The sequence below is a fragment of the Nocardia sp. PE-7 genome, from assembly GCF_030486425.1.
Classification (GTDB): Bacteria; Actinomycetota; Actinomycetes; order Mycobacteriales; family Mycobacteriaceae; genus Nocardia; species Nocardia salmonicida_A.
In genome coordinates this window covers 5,009,055-5,034,767 of record NZ_CP129614.1, presented here as the reverse complement: position 1 = coordinate 5,034,767, position 25,713 = coordinate 5,009,055, and the positions used below count along the sequence as shown (strand labels likewise).

Below are 25,713 nucleotides of genomic sequence, written 5' to 3'. Positions count from 1 at the left end.
CGACGGAATGTGAAAATGTCGCGTCCGCTCGAAGATCATTCGCCCTGCGTATGACCTGCGTATGAGCTGTGTAACAAACTGTTCAGTCGGCTATACCCAGCGATTTGTGAGTTGAAACGACCAAATTGCCACGACAACAAAATTGATGAGATATTTGCGGTACCGTCACGCAGGATTTTTCCGATACCCCGTGTAGCCGAAAGTTCAGGCGACGTTAGAGATGTGCGATCGCATGGTTGACCCATGGTGAAGGGAAGCGTTTCCGGTGACTGAGCAAGCTTCTGGCGTCCGCCGACGAGCCACGCGCCGAGTTCGCCGTGCACCGGTGTCGTCCACGCTGCCGCGGCTGCTGCTGGCCGCCGTCGAGCGGGCACCCGAAGCGCCCGCGCTGCGGTTCGACGGGCAGACCCTCACCTACACCGAACTCGACCAGTGGTCCTCGCGCCTGGCCAGGGTGCTGATCGCCCGCGGCCTCGGGCCCGGTGACCGCTTCGTGCTCGCGCTGACTCGCTCGATCGAGTCCGTGGTCGCGGTGTGGGCGGCGGCCAAGACCGGGGCCACCTTCGTGCCGGTCGATCCGCGCTACCCGGCCGAACGAGTCGCCCACATGCTCGCTGATTCCGGTGCCGGGTTCGGGCTGGCCAAGGCGGCGGACGCGGCGCGTCTGGACGCGGGAATCCAGTGGCTCGCCATCGATTCCGACGAGTTCCACGCCGAGTCGGCCGCGATGTCGGACCAACCCGTGAGCGCGGACGAACGCCTGCGCAGGCTCTCCCCGGACGATCTCGCCTACATCATCTACACCTCCGGCTCGACCGGCGTCCCCAAGGGCGTCGCGGTCACCCACACCGGCCTGGCCGGGCTGTGCGCCGAGCAGGTCCGCCGCTTCGGTATCACCGGCGACTCGCGCACGCTGCACTTCGCCTCGCCCAGCTTCGACGCCAGCATGCTGGAGATGCTCCTGGCTATCGGGGCGAGCGCGACGATGGTGATCGCTCCGCCCGATGTCTACGGCGGCGACGAACTGACCGAACTGCTGCGCGCCGAACGTGTGACCCATGCCTTCATCACCCCCGCGGCCCTGGCCGGGCTCGACGCGGCGGCCCTGCCGGAGCTGACCGCGCTCGCCGTCGGCGGCGAGGCCTACCCGCCCGAATTGATCGCTCAGTGGGCGCCGGGCCGCGCGTTCTTCAATGTGTACGGCCCGACCGAGACCACCATCGTCTGCGCGATGAGCGAACGACTGACCGCCGACGACGTGATCACCATGGGCGACACGATCCCGGGAATGACGGCGCTGGTCCTCGACAGCCGATTGCATCCGGTTCCCGATCGTGTGCCCGGTGAGCTCTACCTCGCGGGCGAAGGTCTGGCCCGTGGCTATCACGACCGGGCCGGGCTCACCGCGAGCCGTTTCGTCGCCGATCCGCTCGGCCGCGGCAGGCTCTATCGCACCGGTGACCTGGTGCAATGGGTTCCAGTTCCCGGCGGAGTCGGCCTGAAATTCCTCGGCCGTACCGACGCGCAGGTGAAACTGCGAGGCTTCCGCATCGAACTCGGCGAGATCGATGCGCTGTTCGCCGCCGACGACACGGTGCGCTTCTGCGCCACCCTCATCCGAACGCTGCCCAGCGGTGAGAGCGCGCTCGTCTCCTATCTCGTCGCGGCCGCCGGCGCCACCATCGACACCGCGGCGCTGACCAGGTTGGCCGAGCAGCACCTGCCCCAGCACGCGGTGCCCGCCGCGATCGTGGTGCTCGACGAGGTGCCGTTGACGCCGGTCGGCAAACTCGATCACCGGGCGCTGCCCGCGCCGGAACTCGTCGCGCGCGAGTTCGTCGCGCCGCGCGGCGCCACCGAACACACGGTGGCCGAAGTCTTCGCCGAGCTGCTCGGCGCGGACCCGATCGGGCGCGGCGACGATTTCTTCGCCCTCGGCGGCAATTCACTGCTGGCCACCCAGCTGGCGGGTCGCCTCGGCGCCGCGGTCGGTGTGCGAGTTCCGGCCCGCACCGTTTTCGAACACGGCACGGTGGCCGAGCTGGCGACCGCGCTCGACGCGCTGGTCGGTGACGCGTCGGTGCGCGTGCCGCTGACCCGGCGTGAGCGTGGTGCGCACGTCCCGCTGTCGCTCGCCCAGCAGCGCATGTGGTTCCTGGCCCGACTGGATCCCGAATCCAGCGCCTACAACATCCCGGTCGCGCTTCGCCTGTCCGGCCGACTCGACACCGCCGCGCTGACCGCCGCGCTCGACGACGTGCTCGAACGGCACGAGGTGCTGCGCACGGTGTACCCCGAACACGAGGGCGCGGGCTTCCAGCAGGTGCTGCCCCTGGCCCAGGCCGGTCTCGACGTGGTGGTCGACCCGATCGCGGAATCCGACCTGCCGAGCGAACTGGCCCGGCTGACCTTCGGCGGGTTCGACGTGTGCCGTCGAGTTCCCGTGCGCGCGGCCGTGTTCCAGCTCTCCGCGACCGACCACGTGCTGGCGGTCGTGGTGCACCACATCGCCACCGACGGCTTCTCGCTCGGCCCGCTGACGCGCGACCTGATGACCGCCTATGCCGCCCGGGCCGGCGGCGTCGCGCCGGGCTGGGAGCCGTTGCCCGTGCAGTACGCCGACTACACGCTCTGGCAGCAGGAAATGCTCGGCGCCGCAGACGATTCCAGCTCACTGCTGGCCGCGCAGCTCGGGTTCTGGCGCACCGCGCTCGCCGGCGCCCCCGCGCTGCTCGAGCTGCCCACCGACCGCCCACGACCCCCGGTCGCGGGCACCCGCGGCGCCGCGCATGACTTCGCTGTTTCCGCGCAGGTGCATGCCGCACTGGAAACCCTTGCGCGCGAACACAACGCCTCGCTGTTCATGGTGGTGCGTGCCGCGCTGTCGGTGCTGCTGGCGCGGGTCGCCGGGACCGATGACGTCACCGTCGGCGCTCCCGTCGCGGGCCGTGGCGAACCCGAGCTCGACGATCTCGTCGGCATGTTCGTCAACACCGTCGTCCTGCGCACCCGCATCGATGCCGCCGAATCCTTTGCGGCCCTGCTGGATCGGGTCCGCGATATCGATCTGGCCGCCTTCGCCCACGCCGATGTGCCCTTCGAACGGCTTGTCGCCGAACTGGATCCGCCGCGTACCCAGGCTCACCACCCGCTGTATCAGGTGGCGCTGTCGTTCCAGAACTTCGGCGCCACCCGCCTCGAGCTGCCCGAGTTGACGGTGTCGGCGGTTGATCTGGGCGAGGAGGCCGCGCCGGTGGACCTCCAGCTCACCGTCGTTCCGCTCGAAGACAGCGACGGACCCGCCGGTCTGCGCTGCTCCTGGCGCTATGCCACCGATCTGTTCGACGCCTCGACCATGGAGACGCTCGGCACCCGCCTGGCCGGACTGCTCGCCGCGGCCGTCGCCGCGCCGCACCGGCCCGTCGGCGACCTGCCGCTGCTGACGGCGGACGAGCTGACCGAGCCCTCGGGCGAACTGCGCCCCGTCGCGGACCCGACCTTGCTCGACGAATTCCGGGCCCGTGCGCAGCACCGTCCGGACGCGCCCGCGGTCACCTTCGGCGAGGTCACGCTGAGCTATGGCGAGCTGGCCCGTCGCGTCAACCAGCTGGCCCGGCTGCTCGTCGCCGACGGCGTCGGCCCCGGAAGCACTGTGGGCGTGGCGATTCGGCCGTCGATCGAGCTCGTCGTGGCCATGTACGCGGTCTTCGCGGCCGGTGGCGCCTACGTGCCGCTCGATCCCGATTCACCCGCCGAACGTCGCGCCGATATCCTCGCCGCCGCGCGGCCGGTGTGCCTGCTCACCACCACGGCCGACGCGATCGAAGCCGACGGCCTGCCGGTCGTGCCGGTGGACCGGGTCGCGCTGTCGGCCTTCTCGGAGGCCTGGCTGACCGATGCCGACCGCCTGCGCCCGCTGCGCACCCTCGACCTGGCGTATGTGATCTTCACGTCCGGCTCGACGGGCAAGCCCAAGGGCGTCGGCGTACCGCATTCGGCGATCGTCAACCAGGCCGCGTTCATGGTCGGCGAATACGGCGTGGGGGAGTCCGACACTGTCCTGCAGTCGATTCCGTTCACCTTCGACGCCTCGATGATCGGTTTCGCCACCCCGTTGCGCGCGGGCGCGCACATGATCGTGGCCGCCTCGCAGGGCCTCACCGATCCGGCCTATCTCGCCGAACTCATCGCCCGCCACCGCGTCACCGGCACCACCATCGTGCCCTCGGTGCTCCAGATGCTCCTGGATTCCGCGCCGACCGGCGCCCTGCGGTCGGTGCGCGCGGTATGGGTCGGCGGTGAAGCGCTGCCGAACGCCACCATCGAACGCTTCACCACGGTCACCGCGGGCCGTCTACACAACCTGTACGGCCCCACCGAGGCCACCGTGTCGATCACCGGCGCCGATGTGACCGAGGTGGGTGACGGCATCGTTCCGATCGGTCTGCCGCACTGGAACTCTCGTGCCTACGTGCTCGACGCGCGGTTGCGGCCGGTGCCCGTCGGCACGCCCGGCGAGCTGTACCTGGCCGGTGCGCAACTGGCCCGCGGCTACCTCGGCAGCCCCGACAAGACGATGGAACGCTTCGTCGCCGACCCGTACGGTCCGGTCGGCGAACGCATGTACCGCACCGGCGATCTGGTGCGCAGGCTGCCGTCGGGTGACCTGACCTACCTGGGCCGCACCGACGTTCAGCTCAAACTGCACGGCCTGCGCATCGAACCCGGTGAGATCGAGGCGGCACTGCGCACGCATCCGGCGGTCGCGGGTGCGGCTGTCGCCGTGCACCACGAGCAGCTGGTCGGCTACGTGACGCCCCTCGACACCACGGTGGACACCGCCGAGGTGCTGGCCACCATCCGGACCCTGTTGCCCCCGTACATGATTCCGCACCGCCTGCTGGTGCTCGACGAGTTCCCGCTCGGCGCCACCGGCAAGCTCGATCGCAAGGCGCTGCCCGCGCCCGCCGTGGAGATCCGCGAATACCAGGCGCCTGCCACCGCCGACGAGCAGATCGTCGCGACGGCGATCGCCGAGGTTCTCGATCTCGAACGGGTCGGCCGCGACGACGACTTCTTCGTGCTCGGCGGCACCTCCCTCGCGGCGATCCGGGTGCGCGCCACCCTCGCCGAGCAACTGGGCATCGAAGTGCCGCTGCGCCTGCTGTTCAGCTATCCGCTGGTCAGCGACCTGGCGCTGGCTCTGCGCGACGAGTCCTCGGCCTCGGCCGCCGGGCCGGATCCGGCTGTCGACGCGATCCTCGACCCGTCGATCGACCTCACCGGCTGCGCGCCACAGCGCACCGGCGCACCGGCCACAGTGCTGCTCACCGGCGCCACCGGATTCCTCGGCAGCTTCCTCCTGCGCGAACTCCTGGTGCAGACCTCCGCGACCATCCACTGCCTGGTCCGCGCCACCGATGACGCGGGCGCGGTGGATCGCATCGTCTCGACCGCCGCGAAGTACCGCATCGACCTGACGCCCTACATCGACCGCATCGTCGGCGTACCCGGCGATCTCGCGCAACCGAACCTCGGCATGGACCCGCTGCGCTTCGCCGAACTCGCCGCGAGGGCCGACGCGATCTATCACAACGGCGCGCTGGTGAACCACCTCGAACCGTATGCGCGGATGCGGGCGGCCAATGTCGGCGGCACCACCGAGGTGTTGCGCCTGGCCACCACCACCCGGGTCAAGCCGATCCACTATGTGTCGACCCTGTCGGTGCTGGCGGGGGTTCCGCAGGACAACGGCGTACCCGCCGGACTGCCCGGTTACGCGATGACCAAGTGGGTCGCCGAGCAGCTCGTGCACACCGCGATCGAGCGTGGCGTTCCCATCGCCGTCTACCGTCCCGGCTTGATCACCGGTGACTCCCGCACGGGCGTGGCCCCCGCCGAAGACGCCTGGTGGACGATGTTGCGGTCCATGCTGGTGCTCGGGGTGGCTGTGGATGTGCGGGCGATCGCCATCGAGATGGCCCCGGTGGACCATGTCGCGGCGGGAATCGTCAGCCGATCCCGCCAGCCCGCGGCCATCGGCAATATCTTCCGGGCCGCCGGTGCGCAGGTGCCGCTGCAGGTTGTCTACGAGGAAATCCGCAGCCGCGGTTACCGTTTCGACTTCATCGACCCGATGGAGTTCGGCCTGCAGCTCTCCACCGCCGCCGAACGCCAGGACGCGGACCCCATCCTGGCGCGGGCTTCCGCGCTGAGCGGGAACTACGCGGCCGCTCTCGCCAAGACGAACCCGGTGGCGGTGCTGAGCGAGGTGGAATCGGCCCCGGTCGAGCCCTTCCGCGGCCTGCCGATCGAGTTCCCCGCGGTCGACGCCGAGGTCATCACCCGCTACTTTGACCACTACATCGACATCGGCTTCTTCCCCGCGCCCGACGCCGAGAACCTGGCGCGGGCCTGAATCCGGGAACTATCGCCCGGACTGTGGCTGAGGCGTCCCGCAGGAGCTCGCGCTCCTGCGGGACACAACATCACTTCGCGTAGTCGTAGAACCCGCGCCCGGTCTTGCGGCCCAGTCGGCCCGCGTCCACCATCCGGCGCAGCAGCGCCGGCGGTGCGTAGTGCGGCTCGGCGAACTCGGCGTACAGCGACTCCGACGCCGCGAGGGCGATATCGAGGCCGACGGTGTCGAGCAGCGTCAGCGGGCCCATCGGGTAGCCGCAGCCGCCCTTCATCGCCGCGTCGATGTCCTCGGCGGTGGCGTAACCCGACTCGAGCATCCGAATCGCGGAACACAGGTAGGGGATCAGCAGCGCGTTGACGATGAACCCGGAGCGGTCACCGGCCTGCACGGCCATCTTGGCGAGGGTGTTCTTCACGTAGTCGGTGACGGCCGCGGCCGCTTCCGGCGCGGTTACCAGAGTCGAGATGATCTCGACCAGCGGCATCACCGGCACGGGGTTGAAGAAGTGCACACCGACGACCCGCTCGGGCCGCTCGGTCGCGCCCGCCACCTTGATCACGGGGATCGAGGAGGTGTTGGTGGCCAGGATGCCCTCGGGCTTGACGATCTTGTCCAGCTTGCCGAAGATCTCGTACTTGAGCGCCTCGATCTCCGGCGCCGCCTCGATCACCAGGTCGCGATCGGCGAACTCGTTCATGTCCAGGGTCACGCGCACCCGCGCGAGCACGGCGTCGGCCTCGTTCTGGGTGATCTTGCCCTTGGCGACGCCGCGGGCGATCGAGGTGGCGATCCGGTTCTGCGCCGCGTCGGCGAACTCCGGCTTCGTCTCGAGCACGAGCACCGAGCTGCCCGACTTGGCGCACACCTCCGCGATACCCGCACCCATCGTGCCGCCGCCGATTACACCGATCAACTCCATTGCCGTACTCCCAACATCGCATTGCCCTGGCTGTCCCGGGGATTATTTCATCCGAGCTGGCACTGAGTGCCACAGGCCGGGAAAACAGTGGGCTCTCGGGGCTGCCGACGCCGACCGGGTCGTCCCCTGCTCGGCGGTCGAGCAGGGGGCGACCCGGCGGGTTTCGGCCTATCGAACCGGTGTCAACTCCGGTTTCTCGGGCTGTGGTTGTCCGCGACCGAGGATCGAGTGCCTGCGACCGTACGCGAAGTAGACGATGACACCGAGGGCCATCCAGATCGCGAAGCGCAGCCATGTCTCGATCGAGAGGTTGACCATCAGCCACAGGCAGGCCAGGGCGCCGAGGACAGGAACCACCGGTACGAACGGGACGCGGAACCCGCGCGGCAGATCCGGACGGGTCCGGCGCAGCACCAGCACCCCGATCGACACCAGCACGAAGGCGACCAGCGTGCCGATATTGACCATTTCCTCCAGCGTGCCGAACTCGACGAAGCCGGCCAGCAGCGCGCACACCACGCCGACGAGCACGGTCAGCCGAACCGGCGTGCCCTTCTTGCCGGTCTTGGCCAGACCTCGGGGCAGCAGACCGTCACGGGCCATGGCGAACAGCACCCGGGTCTGGCCGAGGAACATCACCATCACCACGGTCGACAGCCCGGCCAGCGCGCCGATGGCGATGATGTTCTTCACCCAGGTCGCGCCCTGGATGGCGAAGGCGGTGGCGAGCGTGGCGTTGCCGTCGGCGAGTTCGGTGTAGGACACCATGCCGGTGAGGACCACCGAGACCGCGATGTAGAGCACCGTCACGATCGCCAGCGACGCCAGGATGCCACGCGGGATGTCGCGCTGTGGGTTGCGCGTCTCCTCGGCGGTGGTGGCCACCACGTCGAAGCCGATGAAGGCGAAGAACACCAGGCTGGCCGCGGCGAGCAGTCCGTACCAGCCGTAGCTGGTGCCACCGGATCCGGTGAGGAAGGCGAACAGCGACTGGTGCATGCCCTCGGCCTTCTCCGACGGTTGCGCGGGCGGAATGTAGGGCGTCAGGTTCGACGGCTTGAAGTAGGTCGCGCCGACGACCAGCACCAGCGCGATCACCCCCAGTTTGATCGCGACGGCGACGGCCGAGACCCGCGACGACAACTTGGTTCCGGTCGCCAGCAGCACGCCGACCACCGCGATGATCAGCACCGCGCCCCAGTCGAAGGTCACCGATCCGAGATGGACCACCGGCGCCGACGACCCGAGCACTTCGCCGAGGTATTGCGACCAGCCCTTGGCGACCACCGACACCGCGAGCGCGAACTCCAGGATCAGATCCCAGCCGATGATCCAGGCGATCACCTCACCGAAGGTGGCGTAGGCGAAGGTGTACGCGCTGCCCGCCACCGGCACCGTCGAGGCGAACTCCGCGTAGCACAGGGCCGTGAGCCCGCACGCGATCGCGGCGAAGACGAAGGCCAGCGAGACCGCGGGTCCCGCCACCGTGCCCGCGGTGCGCGCGGTGAGGGTGAAGATGCCCGCGCCGATCACCACGGCGACACCGAAGATCGTCAGGTCCTTGGCCGTCAGATCCTTACGCAGCTTGGCATCGGGATCGTCGGTGTCGCGGATCGACTGTTCGACGGACTTGGTGCGGAACAGTCCGCTCTTCGAGATCATCACAGCGACCTCGGAATGGCATCGAGACGGCGCTCGGCGAAGCGGTTGGCGGCGGCGCCGGTCCCGATGCCCTCGGTGACGGCGGCGGCGATGATCTCGCGGCAGCGCGGGTAGATGTCGGCGACCTCGGCTTCGACCTCGGCAGTCGAGGCCTCGCGCAGTTCACCGGCCACCTGGATGAGGCCACCGGCGTTGGCCACGAAATCGGGCACCCAGATGATGCCGCGCTCGGTGAGCGCCCGCTCGATCTCGGGGGTGGCGAGTTGGTTGTTGGCCGCGCCGCAGATCAGCTTCGCCTCGATCGTCGCGGCGCTTTCCGCGGTGAGGGTGGCGCCCATGGCGCACGGCGCGTACACGTCGACCGGTGCGGTGGACACCGCCGACAGCAGCCGCACGGCGGGCAGTTCGTCGGTGATGCGCGCCAGCGCCGCCTCGTTCACATCGGTCACGCAGACCTCGGCGCCGTCGGCGAGCAACAGGGCGGTGAGCTCGCGGCCGACCTTGCCGACGCCTTCGACGCCGACCGTGCGACCGGCCAGTGTGGGTGCACCCCAGACGAATTCGGCGCCCGACCGCATCGCGTGGAACACGCCGAGTGCGGTCAGGCGGGCGCTGTCACCGCTGCCGCCCGCGCCGACGCTGCGGCCGGTGACATGGCGGGTGTGCCTGCCGATGACGTCGAGATCGTCGGTATCGGTGCCCACGTCACCGGCGGTGATGTAGCGCCCACCGAGGGTTTCGACGAAGCGTCCGTAGGCGGCGAGCAGGTCCTCGCTCTTCATGGTGGCCGGATCACCGATGATCACCGCTTTGCCGCCGCCGAGATCCACTCCCGCCGCCGCGGCCTTGTAGGTCATGCCCCACGACAGTCGCAGGACGTCCTGCAACGCGGCGGATTCGTCGGCGTACGGGTAGAAGCGGGTCCCGCCGAGGGCGGGGCCGAGTGCGGTCGAGTGGATGGCGATGATCGCCTTCAGCCCGGACCTGTCGTCCTCGCAGAACACGACCTGCTCGTGGGCGCGGGCGCTCAACTCGTGCGATCGGCCGAAGACTCCCGCCTCGGTGTGCACAACGGTCACTGTCGATTTCCTTTCTTGTTACCGCGCAGCAAGGGTCGTGCCCGGCGTGCGACGGTGTTGTGGTGGGTGCCGCGGGTATGCGGCGGTGTGGTTGCACCACAGGTGCTTTGGCGTTGCGGTGCGAAGGGCTGTGATCGCACCGAAGGTCGCAACGGTGTTGTCGGTGGTGCGAGGCAGGCGCCGGAGGGCTTCAGTCCTCGATGCCGAGATCGCGCAGTCCGGCGCGGTAGAGCTCGACATTGCCGAGTTTGATGTCCTCGTAACCGCGCACTACCTCGGTCAGTGCGGCTGCCGCGGTGGCTGTGTCGTAGTTCTCGGTGGTCAGGCCATCAGCCAGTCGTCGCACCATGTCGGTGTAGTGGGCCAGCAGTTCGCGTTCGACCTTGCGGACATGGGCGTAGCCGAAGGGGTCGAGCTTGGTGCCGCGCAGGAACTTCCCCCTGGCCAGAACCTTCAGCGCCACCTGCGACTTCGGCCCGATTCCGATCTTCTTGTCCCGGCCCAGCGCGCGCAGCATCGGCGGGTGCAGCTTGTAGGTGAGTTTCTCGCCACCCGGCACCTGGGCTTGCACGTCGGCGAGGAAGTCCGGGTCCACGAGCAGTCGGGCGACCTCGTACTCGTCCTTGTATGCCGTGAACTTGAACAGCCCGCGTGCGACCGCCTCGCTGAACTCGGTCCGCTCGGAGACGGAACGTTCTGCCGCCCAAGCTGATTCGACCGTCTCGAGGTAGCGGCGCGCCACCTTCGTGTTCTGGTAGCCGATCAGCTGCGCTGCTCGCAGTTCCACGAGCCGGCGCACCTCGCCCTCGAAGCTGGTGTGTGCCAGCAACTCCGCGGGCGCCACCGGCTGAGTGCGCCGCGGCCGACCTGTTTCGACCGCCGCCGCGAACGCCGCCGGATCGGCGACGGCGACCCGGCCCCACCGGAACGCCGCGATGGTGGCGTTCACCGCGACACCGTTGATCCCGATCGCCTCCTCGATCGCCGCGACCGGCAGGCGCAGTCCGCCGTTCTGGACGGCCGCGCCCACGATCAGGAAGTTCGCCGCCGCCGTGTTCCCGAACAGGGTCAGTGCCGCCGCGAGCGCGTCGAAGTGACTGATCGAATTCGTCGCCGTGGCAAGCCGATCCAGCAGCGTGTCCGTCGCGGGGTAGGCCACCGACTTGTCGAAGACCATCTCACCGGTCGGGGTCTGGCTCGTCGACGCGACCGCCACGGTGCTCGCCGCATCGCCGTACTGGAGGTAGCGGGGGTCGGTGGCGGTCAGCAGGTCGACGGCGAGCAGGCAGTCGGCGCTGCCGGGGGTGAGCCGGTTGGCAGGCTCCAATGCCGTGGCGGAGAAACGCAGGTGCGACAGCACGGGTCCGGCCTTCTGGCTCAGGCCGATCTGGTCCAGGCTCTCCACCTCGTAGCCTGCGCGCAGGGCGGCGGTGGCCAGCACCTGGTTCACCGTCACGATGCCGGTGCCGCCGATACCGGCGATCAGTACGTTCTGGGTGCGTTGCGGTGCGGCCACGGCCGGATCGGACACCGCGGGCGGCTCGATGGTCCTGCGCGGCTCGGCTTTCCCCTTGTCCGGGTCGACCTCCACCGTCACGAAGGACGGGCAATCACCGTCCAGGCAGCTGTAATCGGTGTTGCACGAGGTCTGATCGATGCGGGTCTTGCGTCCGAATTCCGTCTCGACCGGCTGTACGGACAGGCAATTCGACTTGGCGCCGCAGTCGCCGCAGCCCTCACAGACGGCCTCGTTGATCACCACCCTGGTGTTGCGGACCGGCAGTGTTCCGCGTTTGCGCTGCCTGCGCGCGTCGGCGGCGCAGTGCTGGTCGTAGATCAGCACGGTGACGCCCTCGATCTCGCGCAGCATCCGCTGCGCCTCGTCGAGCCGGTCGCGATGCCACAGCAGCGTGCCCTTGGCCAGTGCCCGCTTGCGGTGACGCTTGGGATCATCGGCGCAGATGATGATCTGGCCGACACCCTCGGTGGTGAGCTTGTGGGTGAGCTGGGCGACGGTGATCCCGCCCTCCACGTCCTGGGCGCCGGTCATCGCGACGACCTCGTTCCAGAGCAGCTTGTAGGTGATGTTCACCTTGGCCGCCACGCACGCCTGCACGGCCAGCTGGCCGGAATGGAAGAAGGTGCCGTCGCCGATGTTCTGGAACAGGTGCGGCACATCGGTGAACGGCGCCTGCCCGATCCACTGACTGCCCTCACCGCCCATCTGCGTCAGCCCGGTGACCGCGCTGTCGGTGCGCCCGGACATGGTGACCAGCGTGTGACAGCCGATGCCGCCGCCCCCGATCGAGCCGTCGGGCAGCGCGGTGGAGCGGTTGTGCGGGCACCCGCTGCAGAAGTAGGGGGTGCGCTTGGCGGAGAGGACTTCGAGCGGAAGTGCCGGTGGCGCCGCCCTTTTCAATTCGACCCGCCCGCGCAGCACCCGGCGCAGCGGGGCCAGCAGACGTCCCGCGGTGAGTTCGCCGTCGACCGGCATCAGGCGCGCGCCGCGCTCGTCCTGCTTGCCGAGCACCCGCGGCGCGCCCGGGGTGCCGTAGAGGATCTCGCGAACCTGGGTTTCGACGAACGCGGTCTTGTCCTCGACGACGATCAGTTGCTCGAGCCCGCGGGCGAACTCGGTGAGCGCGGCCGAGCCGAGCGGATACGGCATGCCGATGCGCAGCAACCGGATTCCGGCCCGGTGCATGGTCGCGTCGTCGACACCCAGATCCAGCAGGGCCTGGCGGACGGCGTCGAAGGTGGTGCCGGTGGCCGCGATCCCCACCGTTGCCTCGGCCGGGTCCACCTCGATCACGTCGAGGGCGTTGGCCGCGCCGTAGGCGTGCACCGTCGCCCAGCGCGGTCCGTACAGGTCCGCCTCGGCGAGCACGCTGTCGGTCGGCGCTGCCATCGGCCGCTGCCGGTAGACGAAAGGCCTTCCCTCCCACTGTACTTCGGGAACCGTCACGGCCAGATCGGCGACGCCCGCGTCGACTGTCCAGGCGCCGTCGGCGACATCGGCGACGATCTTCAGCGCCACCACGCAGCCCGACGCCCGCGACAGCGCGATGCCCTGCATGCCCAGGGTGATGATCTCCTCGGCATTGCGCGGGAACAGCACCGGAACGCCCATGGCGGCCAGCGAGCGTTCGCTCACCGCGGGCACGGTCGACGACTTCGAGGCCGGATCGTCGCCCACCAGCAGCAGCACGCCGCCGCGCGGGTTCACCCCGTACATATTGGCGTGCCGGATGGCATCGGTCGCGCGGTCGACGCCGGGGCCCTTGCCGTACCAGACGCCGACCACGCCGTCGTGGGTCGGCCGTCCGGCGGGCAGCTCCGCCTGGCTACCCCAGACCGAGGTGGCCGCCAGTTCCTCGTTGAATCCGGGCACGAAGGTGATGTCGTGCTCGGTGAGCACCTCCGGCATGCCGAGCAGCATCTTGTCCACCCCGCCCAGCGGGCTGCCCTGGTAGCCGGAGACGAACGTGGCGACGCGTCGACCGGCGCGGATATCGCGCACGTGCTGTTCCACCATCAGTCGGGCGATGGCCTGGACCCCGGTCAGCAGCACCGGGCCCGCGCCGGAGCGGTAGCGATCGGCGAGGTCGTAGGGTGCGGCCGGGTCGGCCAGCGGTCGGGCGGTGGAACAGACGACGCTGGTCATGATCACCTCACTGCGCGAAGGAACTTGCTATCGGTGCAGCGAAATGTGCCGGTGATGGGTGATCTGTGTCAACAGTCGGTCAAAAAGTTGATCAGAATGCTCAAAAGTGATCTGCGCCACTGACTCGAATGCGTCAATCTGCTCGAGTCGCGAGACCTAGGTCACATCGCGGGTGTTCGTCAGATGCTCGACCAGGGGCAGGCTCCGGTACCCGATCGGGGTGGCCAGCGCGAGCATCGTCTCGGTATGTTTCACGCCCTCGATCGCGTGGACCCGCTGGATGATCTCCAGCAGGTCCTGCTGGGATCGCGCGGCGATGCGGACCAGCAGATCGGCGCGGCCCGTGGTGGCGTGCACCTCGAGCACGTGCGGGAATCCGCGCAGCGTCTCGATGATCGGATCCATCTTGTTCTGGTCGAGTTCGATGCCGAGGAACGCGTGCACCGCGAACCCGATCGCCTGCACATCGATATCGGGCGGATATCCCCGCACGGCGCCCGAGGCTTCGAGCCTGCGCATCCGCGCCTGCACGGTATTGCGGGCGACCCCGAGCCGTTGCGCCAGCTCGAGGATCGGCGCCCGCGGATCACGGGCCAGTTCGGCCAGCAACGCGGCATCGAGTGCGTCGAACTTGATGGTCATGGGCGAATTCTGGCATGCCGCGATCCGGCCGACCGCACACCGGACTCAGCCGTGCGGGGTCGGCCGGTAGACGAGTTCCTGGATGTCGCCGTCGAGCGTGCGGTGCTCGAGCAGTTCGAGGTCGAAGTCGGCCGCGCCTCGGAAGATCGGGTCGTCACCGGTCTGTCCGGTGATCACCGGGAACAGCGTCACCTGGACTCGGTCGACGAGCCCCGCCGCCATCAGCGCCCGGTTCATCGACAAACTGCCGTGGGAGCGCAACGGCACCGGGGACTCCTCCTTGAGCCGGGCGACGACATCGACCGCGTCGCCGCGCACGGGGGTTCCGTCCGGCCAGTCGAGCGGGCCCTCGAGGGTGTTGGACACCACCGTCGCCGGGAGATCGCGCATCCGGGTGACCCAGGGGTCGCGCACCTCGTCCACGTCGCCCGCGGCCAGCATGTCCGCGAACGCCCGATAGGTGTTGGGCCCGAGGATCATTCGCTGCTCCACCTCGAACAGCGCGAGACGGTGGTCGAGCAATTCGGGGCCTTGCTTGCCCCAGTACCCACCCCAATCGCCGTTGCCGTTGTAGCTGCCGAAGCCGTCGAGGCTGGAAAAGACATCGAAGGTGTACGTGGTCGCCATCGGGTTCTCCTGATCGTCTGCGGGTTGTATCGATGCAGACGAGCTCACCCGGGCAAACTCATCGCCCGATGCCGCGTTCCCCGACCGATCGGGTCACGACGGCCCGAGGAGGGTGACCGCTTGCAGCGCCAGATGCAGCTCCGCCGACTGCACCGGGTCGGCGGTGTCGCGGCCGGTGAGGTCGCGAATCTTGCGCAGGCGGTAGCGCACCGTATTGCGGTGGCAGTGCAGCTGTTCGGCAGCGGCGGCGGTCGATCCGCGGCATTGATACCAGGCGTCGAGGGCCCCGATCAGATCGTCGCGTTCGGGTGCGGGCAGTCGAAGCACGGGCCCCAGGATCTGGGCCGTGGCACGCCGACTCGCCTCGGGCACCGTGACGAGCAGGTGGGCCACGGGCTCGCTGCCGAACCGGACGACGGTGTGCGCGCCGGGTCGCGCGCTGCGGGCGGCGAGACGTGCCTCGGTCAACGCACCCGGAATGGCGGTCGGGCTGGTGAAGGGGGCGCTGAGGCCGATCCGCCCGTCGGCGAGCTCGGCCAGCGCGATGGCGGCCCGTTCGACTGCCACCGGCGTAGCCGAGGACAGTAGCCCGGTGTGTGAGTCGATCTGCGAATCCCACACGGATCTGGCGCCGAGATCTCGCAACGCCCCGACCAGGCTGCCGGGGAGGGTGGCGCCGGGGTCGGTGGTCTCGATCGACACGACGGCGAACGTGCCGCTCTCGGACAGGCCCAGGGTGCGCAGCGCGGTCAGGGTGTGCGCGGGATTGTCGGAGTGGTCGTCGAAAAGCGTTCGGACCAAACGGTTCTGGGATTGCGCGTCGACATGCGCGAGCATGATCTCGGTCTCGCGATAGGCCTCGACCGCCGCGTCGGAGAACGAGTCGATCAGTTCCCACAGTGCGGTGGCGAGGTCGTGCAGGCGCGGATCGCCCGGACCGGTGGACCGGGCGGTGAGTTCCTCCCAGAGCAATCGGCCGCCGAGCCGGAAGGCGTGCAGCAGCGCGGCGATCGGGACCCCACGCTCGGCCTTGAGTCGTCCGACCGCGCGCGCGGTGTGCAGCCGCGTCGGCTGGTCGCCGGACAGGGCGGTGATGATCGCCGTGAGGTTGTCCAGGCACGCCTGCTGGAGTTCCTCGGCCGTGAGCAGCCCTGGATCGGCATAGGAGCGGTCCGCGGCGGCGATGCGACCCACCAACTCCTCGGCCAGCTGCTCGACCGAGTCGAGCAGCAGTTCGGCCGGCTCGAGGGTCGACGCGGCGGTGGTGGTCGGCGGTGGTGCGGTCACCCCCTCGATGTTAGGTGACACGACATGATCCACGCCACCATAGATTTGTGCACGGGCACATCAGATGAATCGACCAGCGGAGTCGACCCCTGTCGTACTCGGGATCAACGACCAGAGCCCGTGGACTTCGGCATGAGCCACATCACGTCGACTTTGTGCCCGCGCACAACTGGGGTGGGGGTCGATCCGCAACGGGCGCACATGGTGCGTACCCGGTCCGCGGCGAAAGAATTGATCCATCTCGTCCACCGCGCCGTGGACCGAACCGAACAGTTGTGGAGGATCGTCAGTGGTCACCAAGAAGGCAGAGTCCGCCCTCGCCGCGGTGGATGTCGCGTTGTCCGAACTCGTCGAAGGCGAGAAGAAGTGGGCGGCCACCTCGCTGCCCGACCGGCGCGCGCTGCTGGATCGGGTGCGTGAGCTCACCGGGCGGCACGCTCAGGAGTGGGTCGACGCGGCCGTCGGCATCAAGGGGCTCGACGCCTCCTCGCCATTGGTCGGTGAAGAATGGATCTCGGGACCGTATGTGATGGCCGCCGGACTCGGCGCGCTGGCGAAGACGCTCGACGTCCTCGCCCGCGGTGAGAGTCCGCTCCACAATGCCTCTTTCGGCGTCGCGGGCGACCGGATCACCGTCGATGTGCTGCCCGCGAGCCCGTTCGACGCGCTGCTGCTCAACGGATTCAGCGCCCAGGTGTGGCTGCAGCGCGGCGTCAGCAGTGCCGCGGCGAAGGCGAATGCCGGTCTGGCCCAGTTGGATCCGAGCCGAACGCAGGGGATCGGCGCGGTGCTCGGCGCGGGCAATATCACCTCGATCGCGCCGTTGGACGTCCTCTACGAACTCATCGCGCACAACCGAGTCGTCGCGCTCAAGCTCAACCCGATCACCGATCCGATGCTGCCGGTGTTCACCGAGATCCTTGCCCCGCTGATCGAGCTCGGCGCGGTGCGGCTGCTCACCGGCGGCGCCGAGGTGGGCGGCTATCTGATCGACAACGACCTCGTCGACCACGTGCACATGACCGGCAGCGCGCGCACCCACGACGCGATCGTCTGGGGCACCGATGCCGAGGCGGCGGAGCGCAAGCTGGCGGGCACACCGAAGCTCGACAAGCCGGTCACCAGCGAGCTCGGTGGCGTGTCACCGACGATCGTGTTGCCGGGTGACTGGAGCGCGGCCGATATCGGCTACCAGGCCGAGCACGTCGCCACCCAGCGCCTGCACAACGGCGGCTACAACTGTGTCGCCGCGCAGGCGCTGATCATCTCCGCCGACTGGGCGCAGAAGGACCAGTTCCTCGCCGCGCTGCGCGACGCACTCGCGAAGGCGCCCGCCCGCCGCGCGTACTACCCGGGCAGCGACGATCGCGTGGCGCGGGCCTTCGAGTCCTATCCCGGGGCCGAGCGGCTCGGACCGAGCGGTGAGCGGCTGCTGGTCACCGGGGTCGTGCCCTCGCCGGTCGAGCCGCTGCTGGCCGAGGAATACTTCGCGCCGGTGCTCGGCGTGGTCGAATTGCCCGGAACCGGAACGGAATTCACCTACGCGGCGGCTCGCGCCGCGAACGAGGCCTTCGTCGGCACGCTCGGCGTCAATGTGATCGCCGCGCCCGCCACGATCTCCGAGCTCGGCACGGCCTTCGACGAGATGATCGAGGACCTGCGCTACGGCACGGTGGCGATCAACGCGTGGACCGGCGTGGGCTACCTGACGCCGACCGCGTCGTGGGGCGCGTTCCCCGGCCACACCGTCGACGACGTGCAGAGCGGCATCGGCGTCGTCCACAACGCGTGGCTGATCGACCGGGTGGAACGCACCGTCGTGCGCGGCCCGTTCCGTCCGGCGCCGCGGTCGTTGCTGCGCGGCGAACTCGCGATCTCGCCGAAGCCGCCGTGGTTCGTGGGCAACAAGACCGCCGCGAGCACGGGCAGATTGCTCGCCGGGTTCGGCGCAAATCCCGGCTGGCTGCGCCTGCCGCAGATCTTCGCTTCCGCCCTGCGCGGCTGAGCCCGACTTCCGTGGAGAATCAGATGAACAACAGCATCGCCGATTACGTCGTCGTCGGCACCGGTTCCTCGGGTGCGGTGCTCGCCGCCCGGCTCAGCGAGCGCTCGGCCACCAGCGTCATCGCTCTGGAAGCCGGTCCCGAGGACAAGAATCAGGCCGTCCACATTCCGGCGGCGTTCTCCAAGCTGTTCCAGACCGACCTCGACTGGAACTACCTGACCACCCCGCAGTCCGAACTCGGTGACCGCCAGATCTTCTGGCCGCGCGGCAAGATGCTCGGCGGGTCCTCGTCGATGAACGCGATGATGTGGGTCCGCGGTTTCGCGGCCGACTACGACGAGTGGGCGCGCGCCGCCGGGCCGGACTGGTCGTTCGCGAATGTGGTCGAGTACTTCCGGCGCATCGAGTCCGTCGAGGACGCCGCCGAACCCGACGAGGGCCGCGCCGGACCGCTGCGGATCTCGCACCAGCGCAGCGCGCGCCGGTGGACCGACGACTTCCTCGCCGCGGCCGAGCACGCCGGTTTCAAGCGCGAGCGCGCGAATCTGCCGCAGCCCGAAGGTTTCACGCAGACCATGGTGAGCCAGAAACGCGGCGCCCGGTGGAGCACCGCGGACGCCTACTTGAAGCCGGCGCGCAAGCGTTCGAACCTGACCGTGCTCACCGGTGCGCAGGCGACGCGGATCCTGTTCGAGGGCACCAGGGCCGTCGGCGTCGAATACCGCAAGGACGGCAACACCCATGTCGTGCGCGCCGGTAAGGAAGTGGTGTTGTGTGGTGGGGCGATCAACAGCCCGCAGCTGCTGCAGCTCTCCGGTATCGGTGACCGAGAGGAGCTCGGCCGCCACGGCATTCCGGTGGTGCACCACCTGCCCGAGGTCGGCCGCAACCTCACCGATCACCTGATCTCGCTGCTCGGCTTCGCCGTCGACTCCGACACGCTGTTCGACGCGGAGAAGCCGGGGGAGTTGCTCAACTACCTCGCCCGGCGTCAGGGCATGCTCACGTCCAATGTCGGTGAGGCGTACGGCTTCGTGCGCAGCAGGCCCGAACTCGAACTGCCGGATCTCGAGATCATCTTCGGACCCGCACCCTTCTACGACGAGGGCATCGGTGTCGCGCCGGGCCACGGCATCGCACTGGGTCCGATCCTGCTCCAGCCACGCAGCCGCGGCACGGTGACCCTGGCCTCCGCCGACCCGATGGCCAAGGCGCTCATCGACCCCAAGTACCTGTCCGACCCCGACGGCGCCGACCGCGCCGCGCTGCTCGCCGGCCTCGAGATCGCCCACCGCATCGTGACCGCCGAGCCGCTGGGCTCCCGGATCGGCCGTTTCCTGCAACCGAAACGGGAACTGCCGACGATCGAGGCCACGCTGGAGGACGCCCTCACCTGGCACTCGCACACCCTCTATCACCCCACCAGCACCTGCCGGATGGGTACTGACGCCGCCAGTGTCGTCACCCCCGACCTGAAGGTGCGGGGTTTGGATGGTCTGCGCGTGGCCGACGCCTCGGTGATGCCGACCATCATCCGTGGCCACACCCACGCACCCTCGGTGGTCATCGGTGAGAAGACAGCCGATCTCCTCCGCTGAAAAGCGCCGTCGCTCAGAGGGTGAACGTCAGGGCGTCCGGTCGGAGGTAGTCGCCGGGATCGGAGAGGAAACGCAAGGTCGGGCGCCCCTGCGCGGGAATGCGTTCCAGTTCGCCGCGCAAGGTGTGCTCATAGGTGTCGCCCCGCGCGGTGAAGCCGGGAAGCCAGTTGTCGTGATGGCTGGGCACGAACATCGCCGGTCGGATCGCCTCGATGTACTGGCGCACATCGCGTAAACCGTTGAGCGGCTGGTTGAAACCCTGGATGGCGCCCAGTTGCACGTCGCTGCCGGGCAGCGCTCTCAGGACGTCGAACACCTCGGGTGCGGCTTCTGTGAGCGGCCCGGCGGAGTCGTGCCAGGTGAGGGTGAAGCCACCCACCCGGAACTGGTAGAGCAGGCTGCCGCCTTCCTGGTCGGACAGCGAGGACCCGAGTGCGACGAGATCACACAGTTGCGGCGGGTTCGCGATCGAATCACGAATGTCGGGCACCGGAAAGAACGGTGCGGAACCCTCACTGCTGCGGTCGGGAGGCTTCGGTCCCGAATGCACGTGCCGGACCGCGGTCACCTCGACCGATCCGACCGAATGCTGATAGGTCTGGCCGAGCGCCGACGTGGCGTCACCGAGCACGACGGTGCGCACGGCCGTCGCCCCGGCCTGGCGCTGCGCCTGGGCGCAGTGCTCGGCCGTGCCGAACAGCACCGCGCCGGAGGCCTGCGCCAGCGCGGCCGCGTCACCGGCGTGGTCGAAATGCCCGTGTCCGAGGAAGATCGCCTCGGGGCGAAGCTCGCCCACCTGCGCCACGGTGGTCGGGACGTATCCGCTGTGGGCGCCACGGGGAACCCACGCGTCGAGCAGGACCACGGTCCCGCCCAGTGCCGCGGCGAAACTCGTGCAGCCGAACCAGGACAGGATCACTCGATCGCCGCGTACCGCGCCGGTCACCGGATCGACGTTGGCGGCGCCGAAGAAGCGGGTGCGCGCGGCGATCATGCGCTCGTCCGGATCCGCGAGGGCCCGGCCCGCTGTCGCGACCAGCCCGGCGCCGATCGCGCCGCCGAGGAGAGTGCGCCGGGTGACGGCGCGCGGACTGTGCGAGAACTCTGACACGTGGTCATCCTGACAGCTGTCGGAAACGGGCACCGGCCTTCGGGCTGATCGCCGTCGTCCCGGTCTCATCGGATACTAAAAGGTATCCGATACTTTATAGTATTCATATGGCAGAGAAGTCCCCTCCGATCAGCCGCCGTCGCCAAGAGACCCGTCGGCGACTGATCGACGCCGCGCTCGAGGTCTTCGCGGAACGCGGCTTCGGCAGCAGCACGGTGGACCAGGTGTGCGAACGGGCCCAGTTCACCAAAGGCGCCTTCTACTCCAACTTCGCGGCATTGGACGAACTGTTCCTCGCCGCGTGGGAACAGCGCTCGGCGCAGATGCTGGCCGCCGTCGAGGCACTGGTAGCCGACCGGGTGTGCGCACAGGTCTCGTCGACGCGCGATGTCGTCGAGCAGGTGCTCGAAACGATTTCCGTCGACGACAAGTGGTACCGCCTCACAGCCGAATTCACCGCCCACGCGCTGCGCAACCCGTCGCTCAAGCGGGTGGTGGCCGCCCGTGAGGAGACCATCCTCGCGACGCTGATGCCGCTGCTCGAGCTGCTCGTCACGCAATTGGGGCGTGAGATCACCGATGCCACGGCATTCGGTTCCGCCTTGGTCGCCGTGCACGACGGCACGACCGTGCAATGCCTCATCGACTCCGATACCGACGCCGCGCGAGCCCGTCGGACCGATCTGTTCGTCCTGCTCGTCGAGCACCACACCAGGGAGATCCGTTCATGACCGACACATTCGAACCCGATGTCATCGTGGTCGGCGCGGGCCTGGCGGGCCTGGTCGCCACGCACGAGCTGGCCGCCGCGGGACGCCGGGTGCTGGTCCTCGACCAGGAGAACCGCGACAACCTGGGCGGGCAGGCGTTCTGGTCGCTCGGTGGCCTGTTCCTTGTCGACAGCCCCGAGCAACGCCGCATGGGCATCAACGATTCCTACGAACTCGCACTTCAGGATTGGCTGGGTTCGGCGGCCTTCGACCGGCTCGACGGCGAGGACATCTGGCCGCGCCGGTGGGCGCAGGCGTATGTCCGTTTCGCGGCGACCGAGAAGCGTCGATACCTGCACGACCTCGGTCTGCGGTTCGTGCCGTTGGTGGGGTGGGCGGAGCGCGGCTCCGGGTCGGCCACCGGTCACGGCAACTCGGTGCCTCGGTTCCACCTCACCTGGGGGACCGGCCCGGAGGTCGTGCGGGTGTTCCGCGAACCCGTCGAACGCGCCGAGCGGGCCGGGCTCGTCCGTTTCGCCTTTCGGCATCAGGTCGACGAGCTGTTGATCGAGGGCGACGCCTGCGTCGGCGTTCGCGGCACCATCCTGGAAAGCAGTGCCGCGGCACGCGGCGTCGCCTCGTCGCGATCGGAGGCCGGATCCTTCGAGCGCCGCGCACCAGCGGTCATCGTCACCTCCGGGGGCATCGGCCACAACCACGACCTGATCCGGAAGAACTGGCCGACCGATCGGCTCGGCGCCGCGCCGAAGCACCTGATCTCGGGAGTCCCCGCGCATGTGGACGGACGGATGCTCGCGATCAGTGAGCAGGCCGGGGCCAGCATCGTCAATCGCGATCGGCTGTGGGCCTACACCGAAGGCATCCACAACTGGGATCCGGTCTGGCCCGACCACGCGATCCGGATCATCCCCGGTCCGTCGTCGCTGTGGTTCGACGCGAACGGACAGCGCATGCCCGCACCGCACTTCCCCGGTTTCGACAGCCTCGCCACGATGAAGCAGATCCTGGCGACGGGACACGACTACTCCTGGTTCGTGCTCACCCAGACCATCATCGAAAAGGAGTTCGCGCTGTCGGGATCCGAACAGAACCCCGACATCACCGGCAAGAGCATCCGCCAGGTACTCGGCAATCGTGTCGCCAAGGGTGCGCCGGGTCCGGTGGAGAAATTCAAGCAGAACGGGCAGGACTTCGTGGTGGCGGACACTCTCGCAGAGCTCGTCGAAGGCATGAACAAGTTGGCCCGAGGGCCGCAACTGGACGCCGCCGAGATGGAACGCCAGATCGTGGCCCGCGACCGCGAACTGGACAATCCCTTCAGCAAAGACCTTCAACTGATGGCGGTCGAGAACGCCCGCCGATCACGCACCGACCGACTGGCGCGGGTCGCCGCACCACATCGGATACTCGACCCCGCGCACGGGCCGCTCATCGCTGTCCGCCTCAATATCCTGACCCGTAAAACTTTGGGCGGCATCGAAACCGACCTCGACAGCCGGGTGCTGCGCACCGACGGCACGCCGCTGGCAGGGCTCTACGCCGCCGGCGAGGTAGCGGGCTTCGGCGGCGGCGGCGTGCACGGATACAACGCACTCGAAGGCACGTTCTTGGGCGGATGCATTTTCTCCGGCCGCGCGGCCGGTCGCGCGCTCGCCGGGGGATCGGTGTAGCCGTTCGCTGAACCTCGACTCAGCGTCCACCGGCGAGCGACGGCGTCAGGAAATACCGTGGAAGAAGGCGCGGATGTCGTCGGCGAGCAGTTCTGTCGCCTCCATCGCGGGGAAATGACCGCCCTCGGTGAACTCGCTCCAGTGGTCGATCGCCTTGTACGGGTCCAACGCGCGGCGCATGAGCGGGTGGGTGTCGAACACGGCCCATCCGGACGGAACCCCGGATGCCATGACCCAGTCGAGGCCCGAGTGCTCGCCCTCGTAGTAGAACTGCGCGCTCGACGCACCGCTGCGGGTGAACCAATACAGGCTGATGTCGGTGAGGAGCTGGTCGCGGTCGACCGACTCGTCCGGCGTCCGGAAGGTGTCGCCGGTCCTGGTCTTGAACTTCTCGGCGATCCACGCGAGCTGACCGACCGGCGAGTCGGTGAGCGCCGCACCGATCGTGTCGGGACGGTGGTTCTGCATCTCGAGATATCCGCGCTCGCCCGCGTCCTCGGCGCGCACCGCCTCGATCTGGGCGATCTCGTCCTCGGACAGATCCTCGGGGTACGGGAACTTGTCGCCGACCAAACCGAGCCACCGGGGGTCGGCGCCGATATGCGTGCCGATGACGCGCTCCGGGTAGAGCGCCGCGAGGCGGCCGGTGGTGCCCGAACCGATGTCGGTGCCGTGGGCAGCGAACCTCTCGTAGCCCAGGCGCGTCATGATCTCGGCATAGGCCTCCGTCGTCCGCGCCAGCTCCCAGCCGGTCCCGGACAGCGGGGTGGAGAACCCGAACCCGGGCAGCGCCGGGACGACCACGTGGAAATCGTCGGTCAGCAGCGGAATGAGTCGCTGGTACTCCACGAACGAGCCCGGCCAGCCGTGGTTCAGGATCAGCGGGGTGGCCTCCGGATTCGCCGATCGCGCGTGGACGATGTGGAACGTCTGGCCGTCGACGACCGTCGTGAACTGTTCGTACTCGTTGAGCTTCGCCTCCTGTGCGCGCCAGTCGAACCCGTCACGCCAGTACTCGGCGAGCTCCCGCAGATACCCCAGTGGGATGCCCCGGCTGAAGTCGGCGCGATCGTCTCGGCCCGGCACGGGGATCGGCCAGCGCGTGCGTGCCAGCCGGTCGCGAAGATCGTCGACATCGGCCTGCGGGATGTCGATGTGGAACGGCGTCAGTGCGTTGTTCTCGGTCATGACAGCCACGTTCCCCGGTAATGCGGCAGGTTAGCTTCCGCAATTGCTGAAATGATCGAGAACATGTTGGAGACCTCGGCCCGTCTGCTCGAACTGCTGTCGTTGCTCCAGCTCAAGCGCGACTGGACGAGCTCCGAGCTCGCGGGTCGGCTCGCGGTGAGCACCAGGACCGTGCGCGCCGACATCGGCAAGCTGCGCTCGCTCGGCTATCCCGTGAACGCGCGCCCCGGCGTCGCGGGCGGGTACCGACTGGCCGCCGGAACGGCGATGCCCCCACTCCTGCTCGACGACGACGAGGCCGTCGCGGTGGCGGTCGGACTGGGCGCGGTCGCGACCCGAAGGCTCGGAGTCGAGGAGACCTCGCTCACCGCGCTCGCGAAGCTCGAGCAAGTGCTGCCCTCACGCCTGCGTCGGCGCGTCGAGGCGGTTCGCGAGGCGATGAGCGTCGTCCCGGGGGCTGAGCCGCCGCTCGATCTCTCGGTTCTCGGCGCGGTCGCCGCCGCGATCCGCGGCCACGAACGGCTGCGGTTCGGATACACCAAATACGGTGGCGGCGAAGGCGCCCGCCACACCGAACCGCAACGGTTGGTGAGCTGGGGGCCGTTCTGGTACCTGCTGGCGTGGGATCTCGACCGGGACGACTGGCGGGTGTTTCGCGTCGACCGCATGGTCCCGCACGCGCCGACGGGCGCGCGATTCCAGCCGCGGGGGATCCCCGCCGACGATGTCGTCGCCTACGTCGTCGGACGCGTCAGCAAGGCGGGCTGGAAATACCGCGCCCGGGTACTCGTGCATGCCCCCGCCGCCGAGGTTGCCGCGAAGATCACCATCCCGGTCGAGATCGAGGCGGTCGACGAGTCCACGTGCCGGGTAGAGCTGGGTTCCGACGACCCGGACCGGCTCGCGCTGTGGCTGACACAGCTCGACGTCGACATCGAGGTGATCGACGGCGACGAGCTCGCAACGGCCTTCGATCGCCTCGTGACGAGGTTGCGCCGCGCGGCGGGCGCCGCCCCTTACCTTGCCGGCGAAAAAGGCGCAGAATGAGGTGCGTATACCGGCTTCGAGGTTTGCGACCGGTGGGCGACGAGGCCCCCGTCACACCATTC

Annotated in this window: 15 protein-coding genes; 6 read left to right on the top strand and 9 right to left on the bottom strand. The window is 68.8% G+C overall.

What is annotated here, in order from left to right:
• The first annotated feature begins 325 nt into the window (after window positions 1-325).
• On the top strand, window positions 326-6,418 hold the full coding sequence (locus QX204_RS23685) for a non-ribosomal peptide synthetase (protein ID WP_301902408.1): 6,093 nt from the start codon (window positions 326-328) through the stop codon (window positions 6,416-6,418).
• A gap of 70 nt (window positions 6,419-6,488) precedes the next feature.
• On the opposite strand, the gene QX204_RS23680 is transcribed toward QX204_RS23685, so the two are convergent.
• The 7 genes from QX204_RS23680 to QX204_RS23650 all read right to left on the bottom strand — a co-directional run bounded on the left by QX204_RS23680 (window position 6,489) and on the right by QX204_RS23650 (window position 16,301).
• Window positions 6,489-7,340 carry a 3-hydroxybutyryl-CoA dehydrogenase gene (locus QX204_RS23680; protein WP_301902406.1) on the bottom strand — a complete coding sequence of 284 codons (852 nt, stop codon included), beginning with the start codon at window positions 7,338-7,340 and terminating at the stop codon, window positions 6,489-6,491.
• 168 nt (window positions 7,341-7,508) lie between these two features.
• Complete coding sequence (locus QX204_RS23675; protein ID WP_301902404.1) at window positions 7,509-9,002, bottom strand: APC family permease; 1,494 nt, start codon at window positions 9,000-9,002, stop codon at window positions 7,509-7,511.
• Window positions 9,002-10,081, bottom strand: coding sequence for a Glu/Leu/Phe/Val family dehydrogenase (locus QX204_RS23670; protein ID WP_301902403.1), 1,080 nt, complete (start codon window positions 10,079-10,081; stop codon window positions 9,002-9,004). Before QX204_RS23670 ends, QX204_RS23675 begins: the two co-directional genes overlap by 1 nt.
• 190 nt (window positions 10,082-10,271) lie before the next feature.
• Window positions 10,272-13,745, bottom strand: coding sequence for an indolepyruvate ferredoxin oxidoreductase family protein (locus QX204_RS23665; protein WP_301902402.1), 3,474 nt, complete (start codon window positions 13,743-13,745; stop codon window positions 10,272-10,274).
• A 156-nt stretch (window positions 13,746-13,901) separates the two neighbouring features.
• Window positions 13,902-14,387 (bottom strand): Lrp/AsnC family transcriptional regulator, encoded by a 486-nt coding sequence (locus QX204_RS23660; RefSeq protein ID WP_056812198.1) that lies wholly within the window; start codon window positions 14,385-14,387, stop codon window positions 13,902-13,904.
• Between the two features lie 45 nt (window positions 14,388-14,432).
• On the bottom strand, window positions 14,433-15,014 hold the full coding sequence (locus QX204_RS23655; protein ID WP_301902399.1) for a dihydrofolate reductase family protein: 582 nt from the start codon (window positions 15,012-15,014) through the stop codon (window positions 14,433-14,435).
• 93 nt (window positions 15,015-15,107) lie between these two features.
• Entirely contained in the window at window positions 15,108-16,301 is a 1,194-nt protein-coding gene (locus QX204_RS23650; protein ID WP_301902398.1) for a PucR family transcriptional regulator, read from the bottom strand.
• A gap of 289 nt (window positions 16,302-16,590) precedes the next feature.
• Between QX204_RS23650 and QX204_RS23645 the strand changes: the two genes are divergently transcribed.
• Both QX204_RS23645 and QX204_RS23640 read left to right on the top strand, forming a co-directional pair.
• Complete coding sequence (locus QX204_RS23645) at window positions 16,591-18,306, top strand: aldehyde dehydrogenase family protein (RefSeq protein WP_301902396.1); 1,716 nt, start codon at window positions 16,591-16,593, stop codon at window positions 18,304-18,306.
• A 23-nt stretch (window positions 18,307-18,329) separates the two neighbouring features.
• Window positions 18,330-19,904: a GMC family oxidoreductase gene (locus QX204_RS23640; protein ID WP_301902394.1), complete on the top strand. Its 1,575-nt coding sequence runs from the start codon at window positions 18,330-18,332 to the stop codon at window positions 19,902-19,904.
• A 13-nt stretch (window positions 19,905-19,917) separates the two neighbouring features.
• Here QX204_RS23640 and QX204_RS23635 read toward each other — a convergent pair whose 3' ends face one another.
• On the bottom strand, window positions 19,918-21,015 hold the full coding sequence (locus QX204_RS23635) for an MBL fold metallo-hydrolase (RefSeq protein ID WP_301902392.1): 1,098 nt from the start codon (window positions 21,013-21,015) through the stop codon (window positions 19,918-19,920).
• Between the two features lie 107 nt (window positions 21,016-21,122).
• On the opposite strand from QX204_RS23635, the gene QX204_RS23630 reads away from it, so the two are divergent.
• Together QX204_RS23630 and QX204_RS23625 are read left to right on the top strand one after the other, a co-directional pair.
• Window positions 21,123-21,746, top strand: coding sequence for a TetR/AcrR family transcriptional regulator (locus tag QX204_RS23630; protein WP_301902391.1), 624 nt, complete (start codon window positions 21,123-21,125; stop codon window positions 21,744-21,746).
• Window positions 21,743-23,416, top strand: a complete 1,674-nt coding sequence (locus tag QX204_RS23625) for an FAD-binding dehydrogenase (protein WP_301902390.1) — start codon at window positions 21,743-21,745, stop codon at window positions 23,414-23,416. Before QX204_RS23630 ends, QX204_RS23625 begins: the two co-directional genes overlap by 4 nt.
• Before the next feature lie 45 nt (window positions 23,417-23,461).
• On the opposite strand, the gene QX204_RS23620 is transcribed toward QX204_RS23625, so the two are convergent.
• Window positions 23,462-24,604, bottom strand: a complete 1,143-nt coding sequence (locus QX204_RS23620) for an epoxide hydrolase family protein (RefSeq protein WP_301902389.1) — start codon at window positions 24,602-24,604, stop codon at window positions 23,462-23,464.
• 63 nt (window positions 24,605-24,667) lie between these two features.
• On the opposite strand from QX204_RS23620, the gene QX204_RS23615 reads away from it, so the two are divergent.
• The gene (locus QX204_RS23615) at window positions 24,668-25,651 is read left to right on the top strand and encodes a helix-turn-helix transcriptional regulator (RefSeq protein ID WP_367620205.1); all 984 of its coding nucleotides are present in this window, start codon (window positions 24,668-24,670) and stop codon (window positions 25,649-25,651) included.
• Window positions 25,652-25,713: the final 62 nt, after the last annotated feature.